This window comes from Rhodanobacter spathiphylli B39 (genome assembly GCF_000264295.1).
Taxonomy (GTDB): domain Bacteria; phylum Pseudomonadota; class Gammaproteobacteria; order Xanthomonadales; family Rhodanobacteraceae; genus Rhodanobacter; species Rhodanobacter spathiphylli.
Genome location: NZ_AJXT01000041.1, coordinates 1 through 15,970, shown reverse-complemented (window position 1 = coordinate 15,970; position 15,970 = coordinate 1). Strand labels below are relative to the sequence as shown.

General features: G+C 67.7%; 14 protein-coding genes. 6 read left to right on the top strand and 8 right to left on the bottom strand.

Annotation, left to right across the window (positions count from 1 at the left end; translation table 11 throughout):
• Nucleotides 1–4: 4 nt before the first annotated feature.
• The gene (tpiA, locus tag UU7_RS12490; protein WP_007808832.1) at nucleotides 5–772 is read right to left on the bottom strand and encodes a triose-phosphate isomerase; all 768 of its coding nucleotides are present in this window, start codon (nucleotides 770–772) and stop codon (nucleotides 5–7) included.
• Nucleotides 773–900: 128 nt separating this feature from the next.
• On the opposite strand from tpiA, the gene UU7_RS12485 reads away from it, so the two are divergent.
• Together UU7_RS12485 and UU7_RS12480 are read left to right on the top strand one after the other, a co-directional pair.
• Nucleotides 901–1,707, top strand: coding sequence for an SDR family NAD(P)-dependent oxidoreductase (locus UU7_RS12485; protein ID WP_007808831.1), 807 nt, complete (start codon nucleotides 901–903; stop codon nucleotides 1,705–1,707).
• A 70-nt stretch (nucleotides 1,708–1,777) separates the two neighbouring features.
• Entirely contained in the window at nucleotides 1,778–2,449 is a 672-nt protein-coding gene (locus tag UU7_RS12480; RefSeq protein ID WP_007808829.1) for a DUF6445 family protein, read from the top strand.
• Nucleotides 2,450–2,549: 100 nt separating this feature from the next.
• On the opposite strand, the gene UU7_RS12475 is transcribed toward UU7_RS12480, so the two are convergent.
• From UU7_RS12475 to orn, 4 genes are all read right to left on the bottom strand, one after another.
• The gene (locus UU7_RS12475; protein WP_007808828.1) at nucleotides 2,550–3,482 is read right to left on the bottom strand and encodes an isopenicillin N synthase family dioxygenase; all 933 of its coding nucleotides are present in this window, start codon (nucleotides 3,480–3,482) and stop codon (nucleotides 2,550–2,552) included.
• 99 nt (nucleotides 3,483–3,581) lie between these two features.
• The gene (gene glmM / locus UU7_RS12470) at nucleotides 3,582–4,934 is read right to left on the bottom strand and encodes a phosphoglucosamine mutase (RefSeq protein WP_007808825.1); all 1,353 of its coding nucleotides are present in this window, start codon (nucleotides 4,932–4,934) and stop codon (nucleotides 3,582–3,584) included.
• A 56-nt stretch (nucleotides 4,935–4,990) separates the two neighbouring features.
• On the bottom strand, nucleotides 4,991–5,905 hold the full coding sequence (folP, locus tag UU7_RS12465) for a dihydropteroate synthase (RefSeq protein WP_007808824.1): 915 nt from the start codon (nucleotides 5,903–5,905) through the stop codon (nucleotides 4,991–4,993).
• Between the two features lie 32 nt (nucleotides 5,906–5,937).
• The gene (gene orn, locus UU7_RS12460) at nucleotides 5,938–6,504 is read right to left on the bottom strand and encodes an oligoribonuclease (protein ID WP_007808821.1); all 567 of its coding nucleotides are present in this window, start codon (nucleotides 6,502–6,504) and stop codon (nucleotides 5,938–5,940) included.
• Nucleotides 6,505–6,587: 83 nt separating this feature from the next.
• Between orn and sbcB the strand changes: the two genes are divergently transcribed.
• Nucleotides 6,588–8,033, top strand: coding sequence for an exodeoxyribonuclease I (sbcB, locus tag UU7_RS12455; RefSeq protein ID WP_007808819.1), 1,446 nt, complete (start codon nucleotides 6,588–6,590; stop codon nucleotides 8,031–8,033).
• Nucleotides 8,034–8,099: 66 nt separating this feature from the next.
• Nucleotides 8,100–8,786: a DUF2461 domain-containing protein gene (locus tag UU7_RS12450; protein ID WP_007808817.1), complete on the top strand. Its 687-nt coding sequence runs from the start codon at nucleotides 8,100–8,102 to the stop codon at nucleotides 8,784–8,786.
• Here UU7_RS12450 and UU7_RS12445 read toward each other — a convergent pair.
• Entirely contained in the window at nucleotides 8,783–10,069 is a 1,287-nt protein-coding gene (locus UU7_RS12445; RefSeq protein ID WP_007808814.1) for an MFS transporter, read from the bottom strand. The genes UU7_RS12450 and UU7_RS12445 overlap by 4 nt on opposite strands.
• Nucleotides 10,070–10,364: 295 nt before the next feature.
• On the opposite strand from UU7_RS12445, the gene UU7_RS12440 reads away from it, so the two are divergent.
• A complete protein-coding gene (locus UU7_RS12440; RefSeq protein WP_007808812.1) occupies nucleotides 10,365–11,204 on the top strand; it encodes a hypothetical protein in 840 nt (279 codons plus the stop codon).
• A gap of 5 nt (nucleotides 11,205–11,209) precedes the next feature.
• On the top strand, nucleotides 11,210–12,463 hold the full coding sequence (locus tag UU7_RS12435) for a DUF4785 domain-containing protein (RefSeq protein WP_238530946.1): 1,254 nt from the start codon (nucleotides 11,210–11,212) through the stop codon (nucleotides 12,461–12,463).
• Between the two features lie 57 nt (nucleotides 12,464–12,520).
• Here UU7_RS12435 and epmA read toward each other — a convergent pair whose 3' ends face one another.
• Both epmA and ligA read right to left on the bottom strand, forming a co-directional pair.
• Entirely contained in the window at nucleotides 12,521–13,477 is a 957-nt protein-coding gene (epmA, locus tag UU7_RS12430; RefSeq protein WP_007808808.1) for an EF-P lysine aminoacylase EpmA, read from the bottom strand.
• Complete coding sequence (ligA, locus tag UU7_RS12425; protein ID WP_007808805.1) at nucleotides 13,474–15,888, bottom strand: NAD-dependent DNA ligase LigA; 2,415 nt, start codon at nucleotides 15,886–15,888, stop codon at nucleotides 13,474–13,476. The genes epmA and ligA overlap by 4 nt, the downstream gene beginning before the upstream one ends.
• Nucleotides 15,889–15,970: the final 82 nt, after the last annotated feature.

Sequence of the window (15,970 nt, the reverse complement as noted above, 5' to 3'; positions counted from 1 at the left end):
GTTTCTATTGGGCCTGTGACGCCTGATGCGCCGCGGCGCAGATTCCAAGGAAGTCGGATGCAGTCAGGGAGGCACCGCCGATCAGCCCCCCATCCACGTCCGCCTGCGCGAACAATTCAGCGGCATTGGCCGCCTTGACACTGCCGCCGTAAAGCAGCCGGGTCAGACGGGCAATCATAACATCTTCCTTTTCCAGTTGGCTACGGATGAAGGCGTGCACCTGCTGCGCCTGCTCCGGGCTCGCGGTCCGGCCGGTGCCGATCGCCCAGACCGGTTCATAGGCGATGACCGCGGTGTCGAAACTGGCCACGCCATTGAGCGCGAGCACGGCCTGCAGCTGGCGCTCGATGACCGCCTCGGTCTCGCCTGCTTCACGCTGCTCCAGCGTTTCACCCACGCACAGGATCGGGGTCAGGCCGCCGGCCCGGGCAGCGGCAAATTTGTGCGCCACCAGCTCGTCGCTTTCATGGTGGTACTGACGGCGTTCCGAGTGGCCGACCAGTACCCATCGCGCACCGATGTCGGCCAGCATCGCGGCCGACACTTCGCCGGTATACGCGCCCTGCCCCTCGTGTGCGCTGACGTCCTGCGCACCCACCCGCAAGCCGGAGTCGGCCTGCTGCGCGGCCAGCTCGGCCACGTAGGGGAACGGCGGAAACACCGCGACATCGATATCGCCCGGCATGTCGGCGGCGATGTCTGCCACGAGAGCCTTGGCCATCGAGCGACTGCCGTGCATCTTCCAGTTGCCGGCGACGAATTTCTTGCGCATGGTCTGCTTCTGCTGCGATCAAACCGCAAGCTTACCGAGGGGTCGGAGGAACGGCAAACGAGCCTGCCACTGGCGCCGCCCGACCCGCGCAGTCAAGAATGACGATCCACCCGCAGGAATCACGCACGATGACCCGTCGCCCGCTCAGCCTGATCACCGGCGCTTCTTCCGGCATTGGTGCCGAGTTCGCCCGCCAGCTCGCGGCCCTGGGGCACGACCTGGTGCTCACCGCGCGCCGGGCCGAACGGATGGAAGCGCTCGCCGTCGAGCTGCGCGCAGCCCACGCCGTCGACATCACCGTGCTGCCATTCGACCTTGCCGATCCAGCGGCGCCGCAGCGGCTGTTCGAAGCGCTGGAGCAACGCGGCCTGCAGGTGGACTGGCTGATCAACAATGCCGGCTACGGCGTGCCGGGCACCTTCGTTGCCAACGATTGGAATACCCATGCCGACTTTCTTCAGGTGCTGATGACCGCGCCCACCGAACTGGCCTGGCGGGTGCTGCCCGGCATGCGCGAACGCGGCCACGGCCGCATCATCAACGTCGCCTCCCTGGCCGGACATGTGCCGGGCCCGGCGGGACACACCTTGTACGCAGCCAGCAAGGCCTATCTCATCAAGTTCTCGCAATCGCTATGCCTGGAAAACCAGGCTGCCGGCGTGCACGTCAGCGCCTTGTGCCCCGGGTTCACCTGGTCCGAATTCCATGACGTCACCGGCACTCGCGACAAGATGGACAAGTTGCCCGGCTTCATGTGGCTCACCGCCGGAGAAGTGGTGCGCCAGGGCATTGCCGCCGTCGAGCGCGGTGATGCCGTGTACATTCCCGGTCGGGTGAATCGCACCATCAAGCGGGTCGTCCAGCTGATGCCGGATCGACTGGCCATGTGGCTCTCGGCGCGGGAGTCGAAGCGTTACCGGAATACCCAGGTGTAGAGCGCGTTACGCAGGCACGCTCCGCGCCGTACCTTGTTGTTGAACCCACGCTCGCCACCGGCTTCCCACCATGTCACTGTTCCCCACCCAGATGCGACCGCTGCCCTACCGCAAGCCCGTCGAAGGCCGCGATTACTGGGTGGTCGACGACGTGTTGCCGAATGCCGCCGAAGTGCGCGCGCGCTGCCTGGCCAAGACCGACTGGGAAATGGGCTATCCGTACACCGGCGAGGTATGGCCGGGGATGCGGGCGATTCCCGCCCTGCTGGACGACGAACTGGCCGCGCTCGACGCGCGGGTATGCGAGTTGACCGGCGCGAAGAAACTCTGGGTCGAGCAGACCGAGGCCGGCCTGCGGCTCAACCACAACTGCGTGCAGGTGGTCGGTTCGGTCGAGGGTGCCGTCAAGCCGCACACCGATTCGACGAATCTGTGCCGCTACGCGGCGGTGCTCTATCTGAATCCCGACGTGCCTGCACATTGCGGCACCAGCTTCTTTCGCCAGCGCATGCCCGGTGGCCAGCTGGGCGGGAACATCGTGATGCCGCCGCATCGGAATCTTGCCGAAGCCCTGGGCAATCGCTTCGTGCAACCGAATGCCTTTGTCGAGGACGTGCGGGTGGATCATCGCTACAACCGGCTGCTGGTCTACAAGGCCAACCTGATCCATAGCGCCAGTGCGTACTGGGGACAGGAGCTGGCGACCAAGCGGATGACGGCGGTGTTCTTCTGGATGGCGTGAGGATCGCTGCCCCATCCGGCATGCGGCCACCTTCCCCGCGGGCGGGGGAAGGAAGCTGTGAGCCCGTGACACTTTCCCGCGCGGCAGGAAAACAGGCTGATCAGATCAGCTTGATTTCGCGCAGTCGCTGCAGCAGGTATTCGTGCGAGGTGATGGAGGTGTCGTAGCGGCGCGGGTTGTCCGGCGTGATGCAGGAGTCCAGCGGGTCCAGCACCACGTCCGGATTGGGGTGCAGGAAGAACGGCACCGAATAACGCGGCTTGCGCGCATTCTCGTTCTGCGGGTTGACCACCCTGTGCGAGGTCGACGGATACACGTGGTTGCTCAGGCGCTGCAGCATGTCGCCGATGTTCACCACGATCGCGTCGCCCTCGGTGGTGATCGGCAGCCACTCGCCGTGACTCAGCACTTCCAGACCCTCGGCGCTGGCGCCGACCAGCAGGGTGATGAAGTTGATGTCCTCGTGCGCACCGGCGCGCACGTTGGGAATGTTGTCCTGGGTGATCGGCGGATAGTGGATCGGCCGCAGGATCGAGTTGCCGACGTCGGTCTTGTCCTCGAAGAAGTTTTCCGCTTCGCCGATGTGCAGGGCCAGCGCGCGCAACACGCGCGTGCCCAGCTGGTCCAGCGCCTCGTACAGGCCGTAGCCGTACTGCCTGAAGTCCGGCACTTCGCTGGGCCACACGTTGGGCGGCATCACGTCGGCGAATTTCGAGTCGCGCGGAATCTCGCGGCCGACGTGCCAGAACTCCTTGAGATCGGCGTACTGGCTGTCCTTGGCCGTCTCCACCTTGAACGGCGTGTAGCCGCGCGCACCGCCGCTGCCGGCGAGGTGGTACTTCATCTTGGTTTCGGTGGGCAGCGCGAAGAAGCGCTGGAACACGTCATACGACCCATCGATCAGTTCGCGGGGAATGCCGTGGCCGCTGATGCAGCAGAAACCGAATTCGCGATAGGCCGCGCCGAGCTCGGCGACGAAGGCATCGCGCTCGGTGTCGTAACGGCGGATGTCGAGGGTTGGAACATTCTTCATGGCTGCAGTCACCAGGTTGGGCGTGCGGTCGGATGATCCGCCACCGCAGGGGGCGGGGCACGTCGGGCCAATCCATGGCGACCCGGTGCTGCTACAGGTTCACGAGCGTTCGGCTGCGGATTTTACCGTTGCCGCGAGCTTCTCTGCCAGCTCCTGCACTTCCGCCGCGTCGGCGCCTTCCACGGTGACCCGCACCAGCGGCTCGGTGCCCGAAGCGCGCAGCACCACGCGACCGCGCCCCTGCAGCACCTGCTCCACTTCGGCCAGAGCCTGTTTCACCTCGTCGCTGGCGAGCGAACGACGGGCGCCCACGGCGCGCACGTTCAGCATCACCTGGGGCATCTTCTGCAGTCCCTGCCGCGCTGTGGCGAAATCCTCGCCCGAACGCGCCAACGCCTCCAGCACGGCCAGCGCGGCGACGATGCCGTCACCGGTGGTGGCCCGATCCAGGCACAGGATGTGGCCGGACGTCTCGCCGCCGAGCACACCCTCGTGCTGACGCAACTGCTGCATCACGTAGCGGTCGCCGACGTTGGCCCGAATCAGCGGCACGTCGAGTCTGGCCAGCGCCAGCTGCAGGCCGTAGTTGCTCATCAGGGTGCCGACCACCGGGCCGTTCAGCGCACCATGCGCGTGCCAGCTGCGCGCCAGCACGTAGAGGATGTCGTCGCCGTCCGCGAGTACACCGTGGCGGTCGACCAGCTGTACCCGGTCGCCGTCGCCATCGAAGGCGATGCCGAGATCGGCACCATGAGCCAGCACCGCCTGCTGCAAGGCCTGCGGATGGGTCGAGCCGACATCACGATTGATGTTGAAGCCGTCCGGCTTGTCGCCGATGGCGATCACCTCGGCGCCCAGTTCGGCGAACACCTTGGGCGCCACCTGGTAGGTCGCGCCATGGGCGCAGTCGAGCACCAGCTTCAGCCCGTGCAGGCTGAAGTCCTCCGCCACCGTGGTCTTGCAGTATTCGGCGTAGCGGGACACCGCGTCGTCGATGCGGCGGGCCTTGCCGAGTCGTTCGGAGGCCACCGTGACGAACGCCGCGTCGACCTCCTGCTCGATCGCCAGCTCGACTTCGTCGGACAGCTTCTCGCCATGGGCCGAAAAGAACTTGATGCCGTTGTCGTGGTGCGGGTTATGCGAGGCGCTGATCACGATGCCGGCCTGGGCACGCATCGAGCGGGTCAGGTAGGCCACCGCCGGCGTGGGCATCGGACCCAGCAGGCCCACGTCGGCACCTGCCGCCACCAGTCCGGCTTCCAGCGCCGATTCGAACATGTAGCCCGAGATGCGGGTGTCCTTGCCGATCAGCACTCTGGGACGATCCTTCCGTTCACGCGCCAGCACGCTGCCGACGGCACGGCCCAGCTGCAGCATGAAATCGGCGCTGATCGGCCATTGTCCGACCAGGCCACGAATGCCATCGGTGCCGAAGTATTTGCGTTGATTCATCGTTGTGGGGATCTCGGGTGTCTTGCGGGAACGCGGCCGGCTGGCCAGCGCGTCATTCAATCGTCGTCGGGCCAGCGCGGCACCGCCGGCGGCGCACTGCGCCGGGGCACGTTGTCCACCGCGTGCACGCCCCGCCATACCGCCAGCGCGTCCACCGTCGCCGCCACGTCATGTACGCGAACCATGCGCGCTCCGCGCTGAACGGCGATCAGTGCCGCCGCCACGGAGCCCGCCTGGCGCTCGCCGGGCACGCTGCGACCGGTCAGCGTGCCGATCATCGACTTGCGCGACAAGCCGGCGTAGACGCCACTGCCCAGGTTGGCGAACTGTTCCAGCGCCGCCAGCAGGGCCAGGTTGTGTTCCAGCGTCTTGCCGAAGCCGAAACCGGGATCGACGAGCACCTTGCGGCGATCGATGCCGGCCAGCTCGCAGGCGAACAGCCGGTCGGTGAGGAACCGATGCACCTCGCCGACCACGTCGTCGTAATGCGGCTCGTCCTGCATGCTGCGCGGCTCGCCCTGCATGTGCATCAGGCACACCGGCACGCCCAGTTCGGCGACCGCGTCCATCGCGCCATCGCGGCGCAGCGCATAGACGTCGTTGATCATGCCGGCGCCGGCAGCGACCGCGGCGCGCATCACCTCGGCCCGCGAAGTGTCGACGGCGATCGGCAGCGAGGTGTGTGCCCTCAGTTGTTCGACGACCGGCACCACCCGCTGCAGTTCCTCTGCCAGCGAAACCTCGGCCGCGCCCGGCCGGGTCGACTGGCCGCCGACGTCCAGCATGTCGGCGCCCTCCTCCGCCATGCGCACGCCATGCGCCACGGCAGCCTCCACGCTGTCATGCAGGCCGCCGTCGGAGAACGAATCAGGGGTGACGTTGAGGATGCCGACCACCCTGGCACGATCCAGCCGCAGCGGGCGTCCGGCACAATCCAGCACCATGGCAAACAAGTCGTTCGACATGCTCATGGCCTCGTCAGATGCAGCAACCGGCGCACCGGTCAGGCCTCGACCTTGCCGCCCAGCGCGCCCATGAACCGGCGGTAATGGCGCAGTTCGGCGATGGAATCGCGGATGTCGGACAGCGCCGTATGCGCCGACTCCTTGCCCACGCCTTTGGCAATTTCCGGCGCCCAGCGCCGCGCCAGTTCCTTCAGCGTGGACACGTCCAGATTGCGGTAGTGGAAGTAGCGCTCCAGCCGCGGCATCTGCCGGTGCATGAAGCGGCGATCCTGGCAGATCGAGTTGCCGCACATCGGCGACTTGCCCGGCGGCACCCAGGCGCGCAGGAATTCCACGGTGGCCTGCTCGGCCATCGCATGGTCGGTTTCCGAGATCAGCACCTGCCGCCACAGGCCGGACTTGTGGTGCTGGTTGGTATTCCAGCTGTCCATCGATTCCAGCTGATCGATCTCGTGGCGGATCGCGAACACCGGCCCGTCGGCCAGCACGTTCAGTTCCTTGTCGGTAACCACCGTGGCGATCTCCAGAATCGAGTCGTTGTCGGTGTCGAGGCCGGTCATCTCCAGATCGATCCAGATCAGGTTTTCTTCGTGGGCTTGGCTCATGGGTTCTCCTTGTGCGGGGGAGTTTATCAGCCTTGCCGACCCCGCCATGCCGGCAAGACCCGGCGCCATGCGATCATCGCCGGATGCAGACCTTCTTCTGGCATGACTACGAAACCTCCGGCGCCGACCCGCGCCGGGACCGGCCGCTGCAGTTCGCCGGCATCCGCACCAGCATGGCACTGGAAATCATCGGCGAACCGGTGATGTTCTACGGCAAGCCGCCACGGGAGATGCCGCCGCACCCGGACGCCTGCATGATCACCGGCATCACGCCGCAACAGGCCGAACTGGACGGCGTCAACGAGGCCGACTTCGCGGCTCGCGTGCATGAGGAACTGGCCCGGCCAGGCACCTGTGGCGTGGGCTACAACTCGCTGCGTTTCGACGACGAGTTCACCCGCCAGATGCTCTACCGCAACTTCCACGAGCCGTACGGCCGCGAGTGGGAGAACGGCAATTCGCGCTGGGACCTGATCGACCTGGTGCGCATGTGCCAGGCGCTGCGCCCCGAGGGCATCGTTTGGCCGACGCGCGAGGACGGTTCGCCCAGCTTCAAACTGGAGCACCTGGCGCGCGCCAACGGACTGAACCAGGAACGTGCCCATGACGCGCTGTCCGACGTCTACGCGCTGATCGACCTGGCCCGGCTGATCCGGGTGCGCCAGCCGCGGCTGTGGGACTGGCACTACGCGCTGCGGCGCAAGCAGAAGGTGTTCGAACTGCTCGACGTGGTGAACATGACGCCGCTGGTGCACGTGTCCTCGCGCTATCCGGCCAGCCGTCACTGCCTCACCGTGGTCGCGCCGCTGGCCGCCCATCCCAGCCGTGCCGGCGAGGTGATCGTGTACGACCTGGCGACCGATCCGGCCGCATGGCTGGCGCTGGACGAGGACGAGATCGCCGACCGCATCTTCACCCCGCGCGCCGACCTGCCCGAGGGCGTCGAGCGGATTCCGCTGCGCACCGTGCGCGCGAACCACGCGCCGGCGCTGGCGCCATTGTCGGTGCTGCAGGGCGTGGACCTGGCGCGGCTGCAGCTCGACCTTCCCCGCTGCCAGGCCCACCGCGACATGCTGCACGCCGCCGCGGGCCTGCCCGAGAAGCTGCGCCGGGTGTTCCAGCGCGCCGCCGAACTGCCGCCGCCCGAAGACCCCGAACTGGCGCTGTACGGCGGCGGCTTCCTGCCCGATGCGGACAAGCGCCTGCTCGCCCAGGTGCGCGCCACGCCGCCGGCGGAACTGGGCAGCCGTCCGTTTCCTTTTCGCGACGCGCGTTACCCGGAACTGCTGTTTCGCTACCGCGCACGCAACTGGCCGGAAACGCTGGATGCCGACGAGCGCCTCCGCTGGGAGCGCTTCCGCCAGGCCCGACTGACCCGGCACACGCCGCTGACCGGACTGACCCTGGACGACTACTTCGCCCGCATCGCCAAGCTGCGCGGCGATCCGCAGGCGCAGGACAGGCTGGGTCTGCTCGACCAGTTGCAGGCCTGGGGCGAACAGCTGGCCGACAGCCTCGGCGATACCTGAGACGCACACCTTGACCGCAGCACGATGGCGGGCAGTGCCCGCCCTGTTCCCTCCCGACGAATCCCCATGTCCAGAAGCTATTTCACCCCCGCCACATTCCGTTTCCTGCGCTCGCTTGGAAACAACAACAACCGCGAATGGTTCCACGCGCACAAGGACGACTACGAGCGCCATGTGCGCGAGCCGTTCCTGCAACTGATCACCGACCTGCAGGCGCCGCTGGCGAAGATCAGCAGCCACTACCGCGCCGATCCCCGCAAGAGCGGCGGCTCGCTCTACCGCATCTATCGCGACACCCGCTACTCGAACAACAAGCTGCCGTACAAATCATGGCAGGGCTCGCGCTTCACCCATGAACGTCGCCACGAGATCCAGGCGCCGGGCTTCTACCTGCACATCGAGCCGGGCGACTGTTTCGCCGGCGGCGGCCTGTGGCATCCGGAACCGGACGCGTTGAAGCACATCCGCGAATTCCTGGTCGACAACCCGGCGGCATGGAAACGTGCCACGCAGAGCAAGGCGTTCCGCGAACACCTGCAGCTGGGCGGCGAATCGCTGGTCCGCCCGCCGCGCGGTTACGACCCCACGCACGAGTTGATCGACGATCTCAAGCGCAAGGATTTCGTCGCCACCATGCCGCTCGGCGAAGAGCTGGCCTGTTCCGACGAACTGCTGCCGTGGACGGTGGCCGCGTTCAAGCGCGTCGTGCCGCTGGTCGACTATCTGTGTGCGGCACAGGAACTCGAGTTCTAGCGGGAGTCACCTCGGCTGCCTGCAGCCACGATCATCCCGATCACGGCGGCAAACGCCACGTAATGCGCCGGCGCCAGCACGCCGAACTGCTTCACCAGCCAGCCGATCAGCGGCGGGGTGATGCCGCCGAACAGCGCATAGGCGATGTTGTACGAGAACGACAGGCCGGAAAAACGCACCGCCGGCGAGAACGCCGCCACCATCAGCGCGGGAACGACACCCACCACGCCAACCGCCAGTCCGGTCAACGCGTAGAGCGCGAGGAAATGCCCGGCACCGGCCTGCAGGTCTAAGTAGAGCGCATAGCTGCACAGCAGCAGGCCGAGCGCGCCGAACAGCAGCGTCCGCGCGTAACCGAACCGATCGGCCAGCCAGCCGTATCCGAGGCAGCCCAGCGCCAGCGCGAACGAAGCCAGGTTGTTGCCCAGGAACGCCCGCGCCGGCGCGACATGAAAAGCCGACTGCACGATCGACGGCGTCATCAGGATGATCACCAGGATCGCCGCGGTAAGCATCCATGTCACCAGCATCGATAGCGCCACGCCCGGCAGGTGCCGTTCGAACACGAGCCGCAGCGGCAGGCCGCTGGCCAGTTCCCTGCGCGCATGCATCGCCTGGAACACCGGCGTCTCGCTGAGCCAGCGGCGCAGCCACACCGCGCAGAAGCCGAATACGCCGCCGACCAGGAACGGCAGGCGCCAGCCCCAGTCCAGCACCGCCGCGGGCGCCAGTCGGCTGTTGATCGTCGCCGCCACCAGCGAGCCGATCAGGATGCCGACGGTCAGGCCCGAGGTGAGGCTGGCGCAGGCGAAGCCCACCCGTCGCGCAGGCACGTGCTCGGCCACGAACACCCAGGCTCCCGGCACTTCGCCGCCCACCGCGATGCCCTGCACCACGCGCAGCAGCAGCAACAGCAGCGGCGCCAGCATGCCGATCTGCGCATGGGTCGGCAGCAGGCCGATGCCCAGCGTGGGCACCGCCATCAGGAACACGCTGAGCGTGAACATGCGCTTGCGCCCCAGCTTGTCGCCGTAATGCGCCATCACGATGCCGCCCAGCGGCCGCGCCAGATAACCTGCGGCAAAGATGCCGAACACCTGCAACTGGGCCAGCCATGGCGCCGTGTCGTGGGGGAAGAACAACTGGCTCAGCGGGATCGCGAAGAACACGAACACCACGAAGTCGTAGAACTCCAGCGCACCGCCCAAGGCGGCCAGCAGCAGGGTCTTCACGTCGCGCCGGTCGAGGCGGTCGCGATCGGGCAAGGCGGCAACGGCAGGCATCTCGACCACGCAGGCATCCCCAAGCGTAAAGCGCGCAACCTTAGCGCACACCGGCGCTGCGGCGGTTGTGCACTTGCGTCAAGACGCGCACGTATGGCGCTGCTAGAGTCCATACCGTGCCGCACGGTCTAGGGGGATCTGGCGACACGTCCTGACGATGTCCTGGACATCACCTGTAGTCGACCTGCCTGCAACACAGGGGGTTTGGCGTACCTGTGGCTGCACCCCGGTTGGCTCCGCCCGCGGCATTCCGCCGCCTTGATGGGGAGAGATCAACGTGCGACGTACAACCTTGATGTTGGCACTGGCCCTGAACTGCGCCGCGGCGCAGGCAGCCACCACCGGCGTGGCCCTGGTCCACGGCACCGGCAACCAGACCGATGCGTACAACGACTACTGGCAATCGGACATGGTCGAAGGCGTGCGCAACGGCCTGACCGACCGCAACAACCTGCTGGTCGTCAATTGCGACTTCAACCAGTACATGTGGGACGACCGCGCCGCGGGTTGCCTGGCCACCCAGTTGACCAGCTTCATCCAGAACCGCCACATCGATCGACTGGTGGTGATCACCCACTCCAACGGCGGCAACGTGATGCGCTGGATCCTGTCGAACCCGACCTGGGATGCGCGTTACCCCGCGATCATCAGCCGCATCGTCAAGGTCGATGCGATCGCGCCCTCCAGCGCCGGCACGCCGCTGGCCAATGCGGTGATGGCCGGCAACGTGTTCGAGTCGGCGCTGGGCTGGCTGCTCGGCTACAAGACCGACGCCGTGCGCCAGCAGCAGACCGGCTGGATGGCCACCTACAACCAGCAATACCTGCTGGGCACCTCCGGTCGTCCGGGCCTGCCGGTGCCGTTCCGCGACGTGGTGGGCACGGACGTGGTGTCGGGACTGTTCAGCAGCCAGGCCTACTGCGGTGGCTACACCCAGAGCGTGGGGCTGGAGATCACCCAGAACTGGTTGAGCAGCTGCTCGGACGGCTTCATCGAATGTTCCAGCGCGTCGGCGGCCGGCACCGTGTGGTTCCGCGACACGCAGCGCACCGGTGGCTCCGTGCTGAACCACAACCAGAGCCGGCGTGCCTGCTTCGGCCTGCCGTCCATACTCGCCAACGACATCAGGGGATGATCACCATGAAGAAAGGGATACTCGCAAGCGCATTGCTGGTGATCTTCGCCGCCGCGCCGGCCATGGCCGCCACCCACGCACTGTTGCCGGCGCAAGCTGATGACATGGTTCCGCCCAGCCTGCAGGCACGCAGCGCCGGCACCCGTCTGACCGCTACATCCGCCGCCGCAACGCGCATGCATGTCGAGCGCCGGCCGGTCAGCGTGAGCTGGCCGCTGGCGCAGGACGCGACGCTGCAGGCGGTGCCGCAAGCGTTTTCGCGCAGCAGCCGCGAATACTGGCGCGACGTGTCGGCCACCGAACTCCAGCAAGGCCTGAAGCTGCCGCTGACCGCACCGGGCGCGATCATCCGATTGAGTCCGGGCGACCAGGCGATCGGCAAGCTGGACCCGGCCAGCGTGCGGCTGCAACTGGGCCGGCAATCGCTGAGCGCTGCGGCGGCCAGCAGCCAGGTCGCCGACACCGCCCAGCTGCACGCCGCCGGCATGGACGTTCCGGCCGCCTCGATGGTGATGCGGCTGAAGCCCGAGCTGGGCAGCGGCGTGGCCACCTTGCAGGTCGCCTCCGCCCGCGGCCGCTACCTGGTGCATGTGTTCGAGCCGCAGAGCCCGTTCGCCGTCACCGCCCAGGGCAACCGCGACGACCTGCTGCTGGGCGAGGCGGTCAAGGTACGGGTGGTCCTGCGTGACGCCGATCGCGCCTTGCCGCTGAGCTCGGTGGGCGGCCTGCTGCGCGCACCCGACGGCAGCACCACGCCGCTCAGCTTCCGTCGCCAGGCCGACGGCAGCTTCACCGTCGACGTCCGTCCGCGCAGCATCCCGACCACGCCGGGCCTGTGGGAGGTGCACAGCTTCACGCAAGGCACCGACAGCGCCGGGCACGAGATCCGTCGCGACACCACCACGGTGTTCGCCGCCGCCCAGCCCGATGCCCGGCTCAGCGGCCTAGCCAGCACCGCGGTCGCCACCGATCGCGGCCTCGACATCAGCCTCGGCGTGGATGCCGTCTCGGCCAGCCGCTACGCCGTCTCGGCCGTGCTGTACGGACGCGGTGCCGACGGCCGGATGGTGCCGGCGGCGTTCGCCCAGTCGGCCAACTGGCTGCCGGCCGGCAAGGGCCAGCTGACCCTGCACTACGACCCGCACAGCCTGCAGGGCATCGGCGCACCGTACGAACTGCACGACCTGCGCCTGCAGGATCAGCCGGCGGTCGGCTTGCTCGAACGGCGCGCCGTGGCGATGCGCTTCAGCCAGCCGTAGAACTGCGACGAACACCGGCAACCCCGCCACGCGGCGGGGTTGCCGGCTCGCGACGACTCAGGCCTCGGAAAACGGAAACGCCAGCACGTCGGCAATCGCGTCCGTGTCGGCCAGGCACATCAGCAGGCGCTCCACGCCCAGCGCCACGCCGGCGCAGTCAGGCATCGCATCCAGTACGCCCAGCAGGTTTTCATCCAGCGGGATCTCACGCTGGCCGCGCCCGCGACGCACGACGTTGTCGCGCTCGAAACGCACGCGCTGTTCGGCCGCATCGTTCAGCTCGTGGTAGCCGTTGGCCAGTTCGTAACGGCCCAGGTAGAGCTCGAAGCGCTCGGCCAGCGGCGGCTCGCCCGGGCGGATCTTCGCCAGCGCGCACTGGCTCGCCGGGTAATCGTGGATCACCGTGATGCGATCGCGGGGAAACATCGGCTGCAGCTTGTGGGTGATCAGCAGGTCGAGCCAGTCGTCATGCCCCAGCCCCTCCGGGCCGATGCCGAATTCCACCAGCGGCGCGCGCAGTTCGTCGATCGACGCGTGGACGGGATCGATGCCCAGGCCGTCGAGGAACAGCTGCCGGTAACTGGTCACCACCACCTCGGCACGCCGACCGCTCATCGCCAGCGCCGCTTCCACCAGCGCGATCGTCTCGCTCATCAGCCGCCGGTGATCCCAGCCGACCCGATACCACTCCAGCATGGTGAACTCGGGATTGTGCCGACCGCCCGCCTCGCCATTGCGGAACACCCGGCCCAGCTCGTAGCAGTCGCCGATGCCCGCGGCCAGCAAGCGCTTCAAGGGATATTCCGGCGACGTGCGCAACCAGCGCTCGCGCGCGCCCGCATCGACGTGGCCGCTGAAAGTGCTGCTGAAGCTCTCGATGTTGGCGTCGGTATTGCCCGCCGCGGAAAGGATCGGGGTTTCCACTTCCAGCACACCGCGCTCGGCGAAGAACGCGCGCAGCAGCGCGTAGAGCCGTGCGCGCAGTTCCAGCGCGGCGCGTGGGGACATCGTCATCGGGCGCGCTCGCGCTCGTCGAGCAAGGCAAGCAACTGCGCCTCGTCCCACACCGGCACGCCCAGCTCCTTCGCCTTGTCGAGCTTGGAGCCCGCTTCCTCGCCGGCGACGACCACGCTGGTCTTCTTCGACACCGAACCGGACACCTTGGCACCGAGCGCTTCGAGCCGATCCCTGGCCTGATCGCGACTGAGCGACGCCAGGCTGCCGGTGAGCACGAAGGTCTGCCCGGCCAGCGGCGCCTGGGTCACTTCGGCGGCGGCGGGCATCGCCTCCAGCAGGCGCTGCATCGCCGCCTCGGCGCCCTGCAGTTCGGCATGGGCCGCCGGATCGGCCAGGAAGGCTTCCAGCCCGCTCGCCGCCATCTGCGGCACGCCGGCGGTGATCCAGTGCGCCGCCCCGCCCGCCTGCAGTTTCTGCAAGGTGGGAAAGTGTTCGGCGAGCAGCTTGCTGCTCTTGGGGCCGAGCTTGCTGATCTTCGCCATGTCGAGCAGCACGCCAAGATTCAGCCGCTCGCGCAGCAGCGGCGATGGCGCGGCCTCGTCGCTGAAGCTGATGCCGGCAGCCAGCAGCTGGTCGACCACCTGCTGGTTGCCGTCCTGGGCGAAGAAACCGGCGATCGATGCGGCCACTTCTTCGCCGATGTCCGGCAGCACGCGCAGCAGCGGTGCCGGCGTGCTGCGCACGAATTCGAGTCGACCCAGCCACGCGGCCAGGGTCTTCGCCGTGCTTTCGCCGATGTGCATGATGCCCAGCGCGTAGAGGAAGCGGGCCAGCGTGGTGTGCTTGCTGGCCGCGATGCCGGCGACCAGGTTCTCCGCCCACTTCGTCGCCACCTTGCCGGCCTTCACCGTTTCCGGCGTGGTGCCCCCAGCTTCCGCTGGGGCAGGCTTGCGCTCGTCGATGCGCCGCTTCATGTCGACGAAGGCGTCCACGTCCATGCCGTACAGGTCGGCCGGCGTGTGCACCAGGTCGAGTTCCACCAGCGCCTCGGCAAAGCGCTCGCCCAGGCCCTCGATGTCCATCGCGCGACGCGAGGCGAAATGGATCAGCGCCTCCTTGCGTTGCGCGGCGCAGATCAGTCCGCCGGAACAGCGCCAGGCCGCCGCGCCCTCCTCGCGGATCAGCGCGGAATCGCAGATCGGGCACCGCGTGGGCATGGTCCACGGCTGCGTGCCTTGCGGCCGCAGGTCTTCCACCACGCGCACCACTTCGGGAATCACGTCGCCGGCGCGGCGCACGATCACGGTGTCGCCCACGCGGGCATCCAGGCGCGCCACCTGGTCGGCGTTGTGCAAGGTGGCGTAGGTCACGGTGACGCCGCCGACCTGCACCGGCTCCATCCGCGCGCGCGGGGTGGCGGCGCCGGTGCGGCCGATCTGGATCTCGATGTCGAGCAGGCGGGTGGTCTGTTCCTGCGCCGGAAACTTGTGCGCGATGGCCCACCGCGGCGCGCGCGAGACGAAGCCCATCTCGCGCTGGCCGGCGTAGTCGTCCAGCTTGTAGACCACGCCGTCGATGTCGTAAGGCAGGCTGTCGCGCTTCGCGCCGATGCGGCGGAAATAGGCGATCAGGCCATCGAAGCCGCGCGCCACATCCACTTCCGGCGAGACCGGAAAGCCCCACTCGCGCAGTTGTTGCAGGGTGGCCGAATGGGTCGGCGGCAGTTCGCCGCCCTCGACCACGCCGATCGCGTAGGCGAAGAAACTGAGGCGCCGCTTCGCGGTGATCGCCGGATCGAGCTGGCGCAGCGAACCGGCCGCGCCGTTGCGCGGATTGGCCAGCGGCTTTTCGTCGTGCTTGCGGGCGTAGTCGTTGAACGCCTCGAAATCCTTGCGCAGCATGACCACTTCGCCGCGCACTTCCAGCACGGCAGGCCAGCCGGAACCGCGCAGCTTCAGCGGGATCGCCCGCACGGTGCGCAGGTTCGCGGTGACATCCTCGCCGGTCTCGCCGTCGCCGCGGGTGGCGCCCTGCACGAACACGCCGTCCTCGTAGCGCAGGCTGATCGCCAGGCCGTCGAGTTTGGGCTCCACCGAGAACACCGGTGTCCTGCGCTCGAGCGTGTGCTCGATCCGTCGTTCGAAGTCGGCAATCTCGCGGAAACGCTCACGCTCGTTCTCGCCTTCCTGCTCGAACGCATTGCCCAGCGAAAGCATCGGCAAGGCATGCCGCACTTCGGCAAAGCCGCCGCTGGCCCGCGCGCCCACCTTGCGGGTCGGTGAATCGGTGGTGGCCAGCTCGGGCCATTCCGCCTCCAGCGCTTCCAGCTCGCGCATCCGGCGGTCGTACTCGGCGTCGGTGATGTCCGCGTCGTCGAGCACGTGGTAGCGGTAGTTGGCCTGCTCGATCTGCGCCCGCAGCGCGGCGCTGCGGGCAACGATGTCGGCGGGAACCGGGCGTTCGGTCATGCGGGTCTCCTTCGGATCACCCCGCAGTTTAACGACACCGGCGCGCGATGCGGCTTGGGCGCTTGTGAAGAAAACCACTTCC

What these genes read in the sequence shown, in the direction of transcription:
- UU7_RS12450 (WP_007808817.1), top strand. Translation starts at nt 8,100, where the DNA reads ATGTCCAGAAGCTATTTCACCCCCGCCACATTCCGTTTCCTGCGCTCG.
- glmM (WP_007808825.1), bottom strand. Translation starts at nt 4,934, where the DNA reads ATGAATCAACGCAAATACTTCGGCACCGATGGCATTCGTGGCCTGGTC.
- UU7_RS12445 (WP_007808814.1), bottom strand. Translation starts at nt 10,069, where the DNA reads ATGCCTGCCGTTGCCGCCTTGCCCGATCGCGACCGCCTCGACCGGCGC.
- UU7_RS12485 (WP_007808831.1), top strand. Translation starts at nt 901, where the DNA reads ATGACCCGTCGCCCGCTCAGCCTGATCACCGGCGCTTCTTCCGGCATT.
- orn (WP_007808821.1), bottom strand. Translation starts at nt 6,504, where the DNA reads ATGAGCCAAGCCCACGAAGAAAACCTGATCTGGATCGATCTGGAGATG.
- UU7_RS12480 (WP_007808829.1), top strand. Translation starts at nt 1,778, where the DNA reads ATGTCACTGTTCCCCACCCAGATGCGACCGCTGCCCTACCGCAAGCCC.
- UU7_RS12435 (WP_238530946.1), top strand. Translation starts at nt 11,210, where the DNA reads ATGAAGAAAGGGATACTCGCAAGCGCATTGCTGGTGATCTTCGCCGCC.
- epmA (WP_007808808.1), bottom strand. Translation starts at nt 13,477, where the DNA reads ATGACGATGTCCCCACGCGCCGCGCTGGAACTGCGCGCACGGCTCTAC.
- folP (WP_007808824.1), bottom strand. Translation starts at nt 5,905, where the DNA reads ATGAGCATGTCGAACGACTTGTTTGCCATGGTGCTGGATTGTGCCGGA.
- UU7_RS12475 (WP_007808828.1), bottom strand. Translation starts at nt 3,482, where the DNA reads ATGAAGAATGTTCCAACCCTCGACATCCGCCGTTACGACACCGAGCGC.
- tpiA (WP_007808832.1), bottom strand. Translation starts at nt 772, where the DNA reads ATGCGCAAGAAATTCGTCGCCGGCAACTGGAAGATGCACGGCAGTCGC.
- ligA (WP_007808805.1), bottom strand. Translation starts at nt 15,888, where the DNA reads ATGACCGAACGCCCGGTTCCCGCCGACATCGTTGCCCGCAGCGCCGCG.
- sbcB (WP_007808819.1), top strand. Translation starts at nt 6,588, where the DNA reads ATGCAGACCTTCTTCTGGCATGACTACGAAACCTCCGGCGCCGACCCG.
- UU7_RS12440 (WP_007808812.1), top strand. Translation starts at nt 10,365, where the DNA reads ATGTTGGCACTGGCCCTGAACTGCGCCGCGGCGCAGGCAGCCACCACC.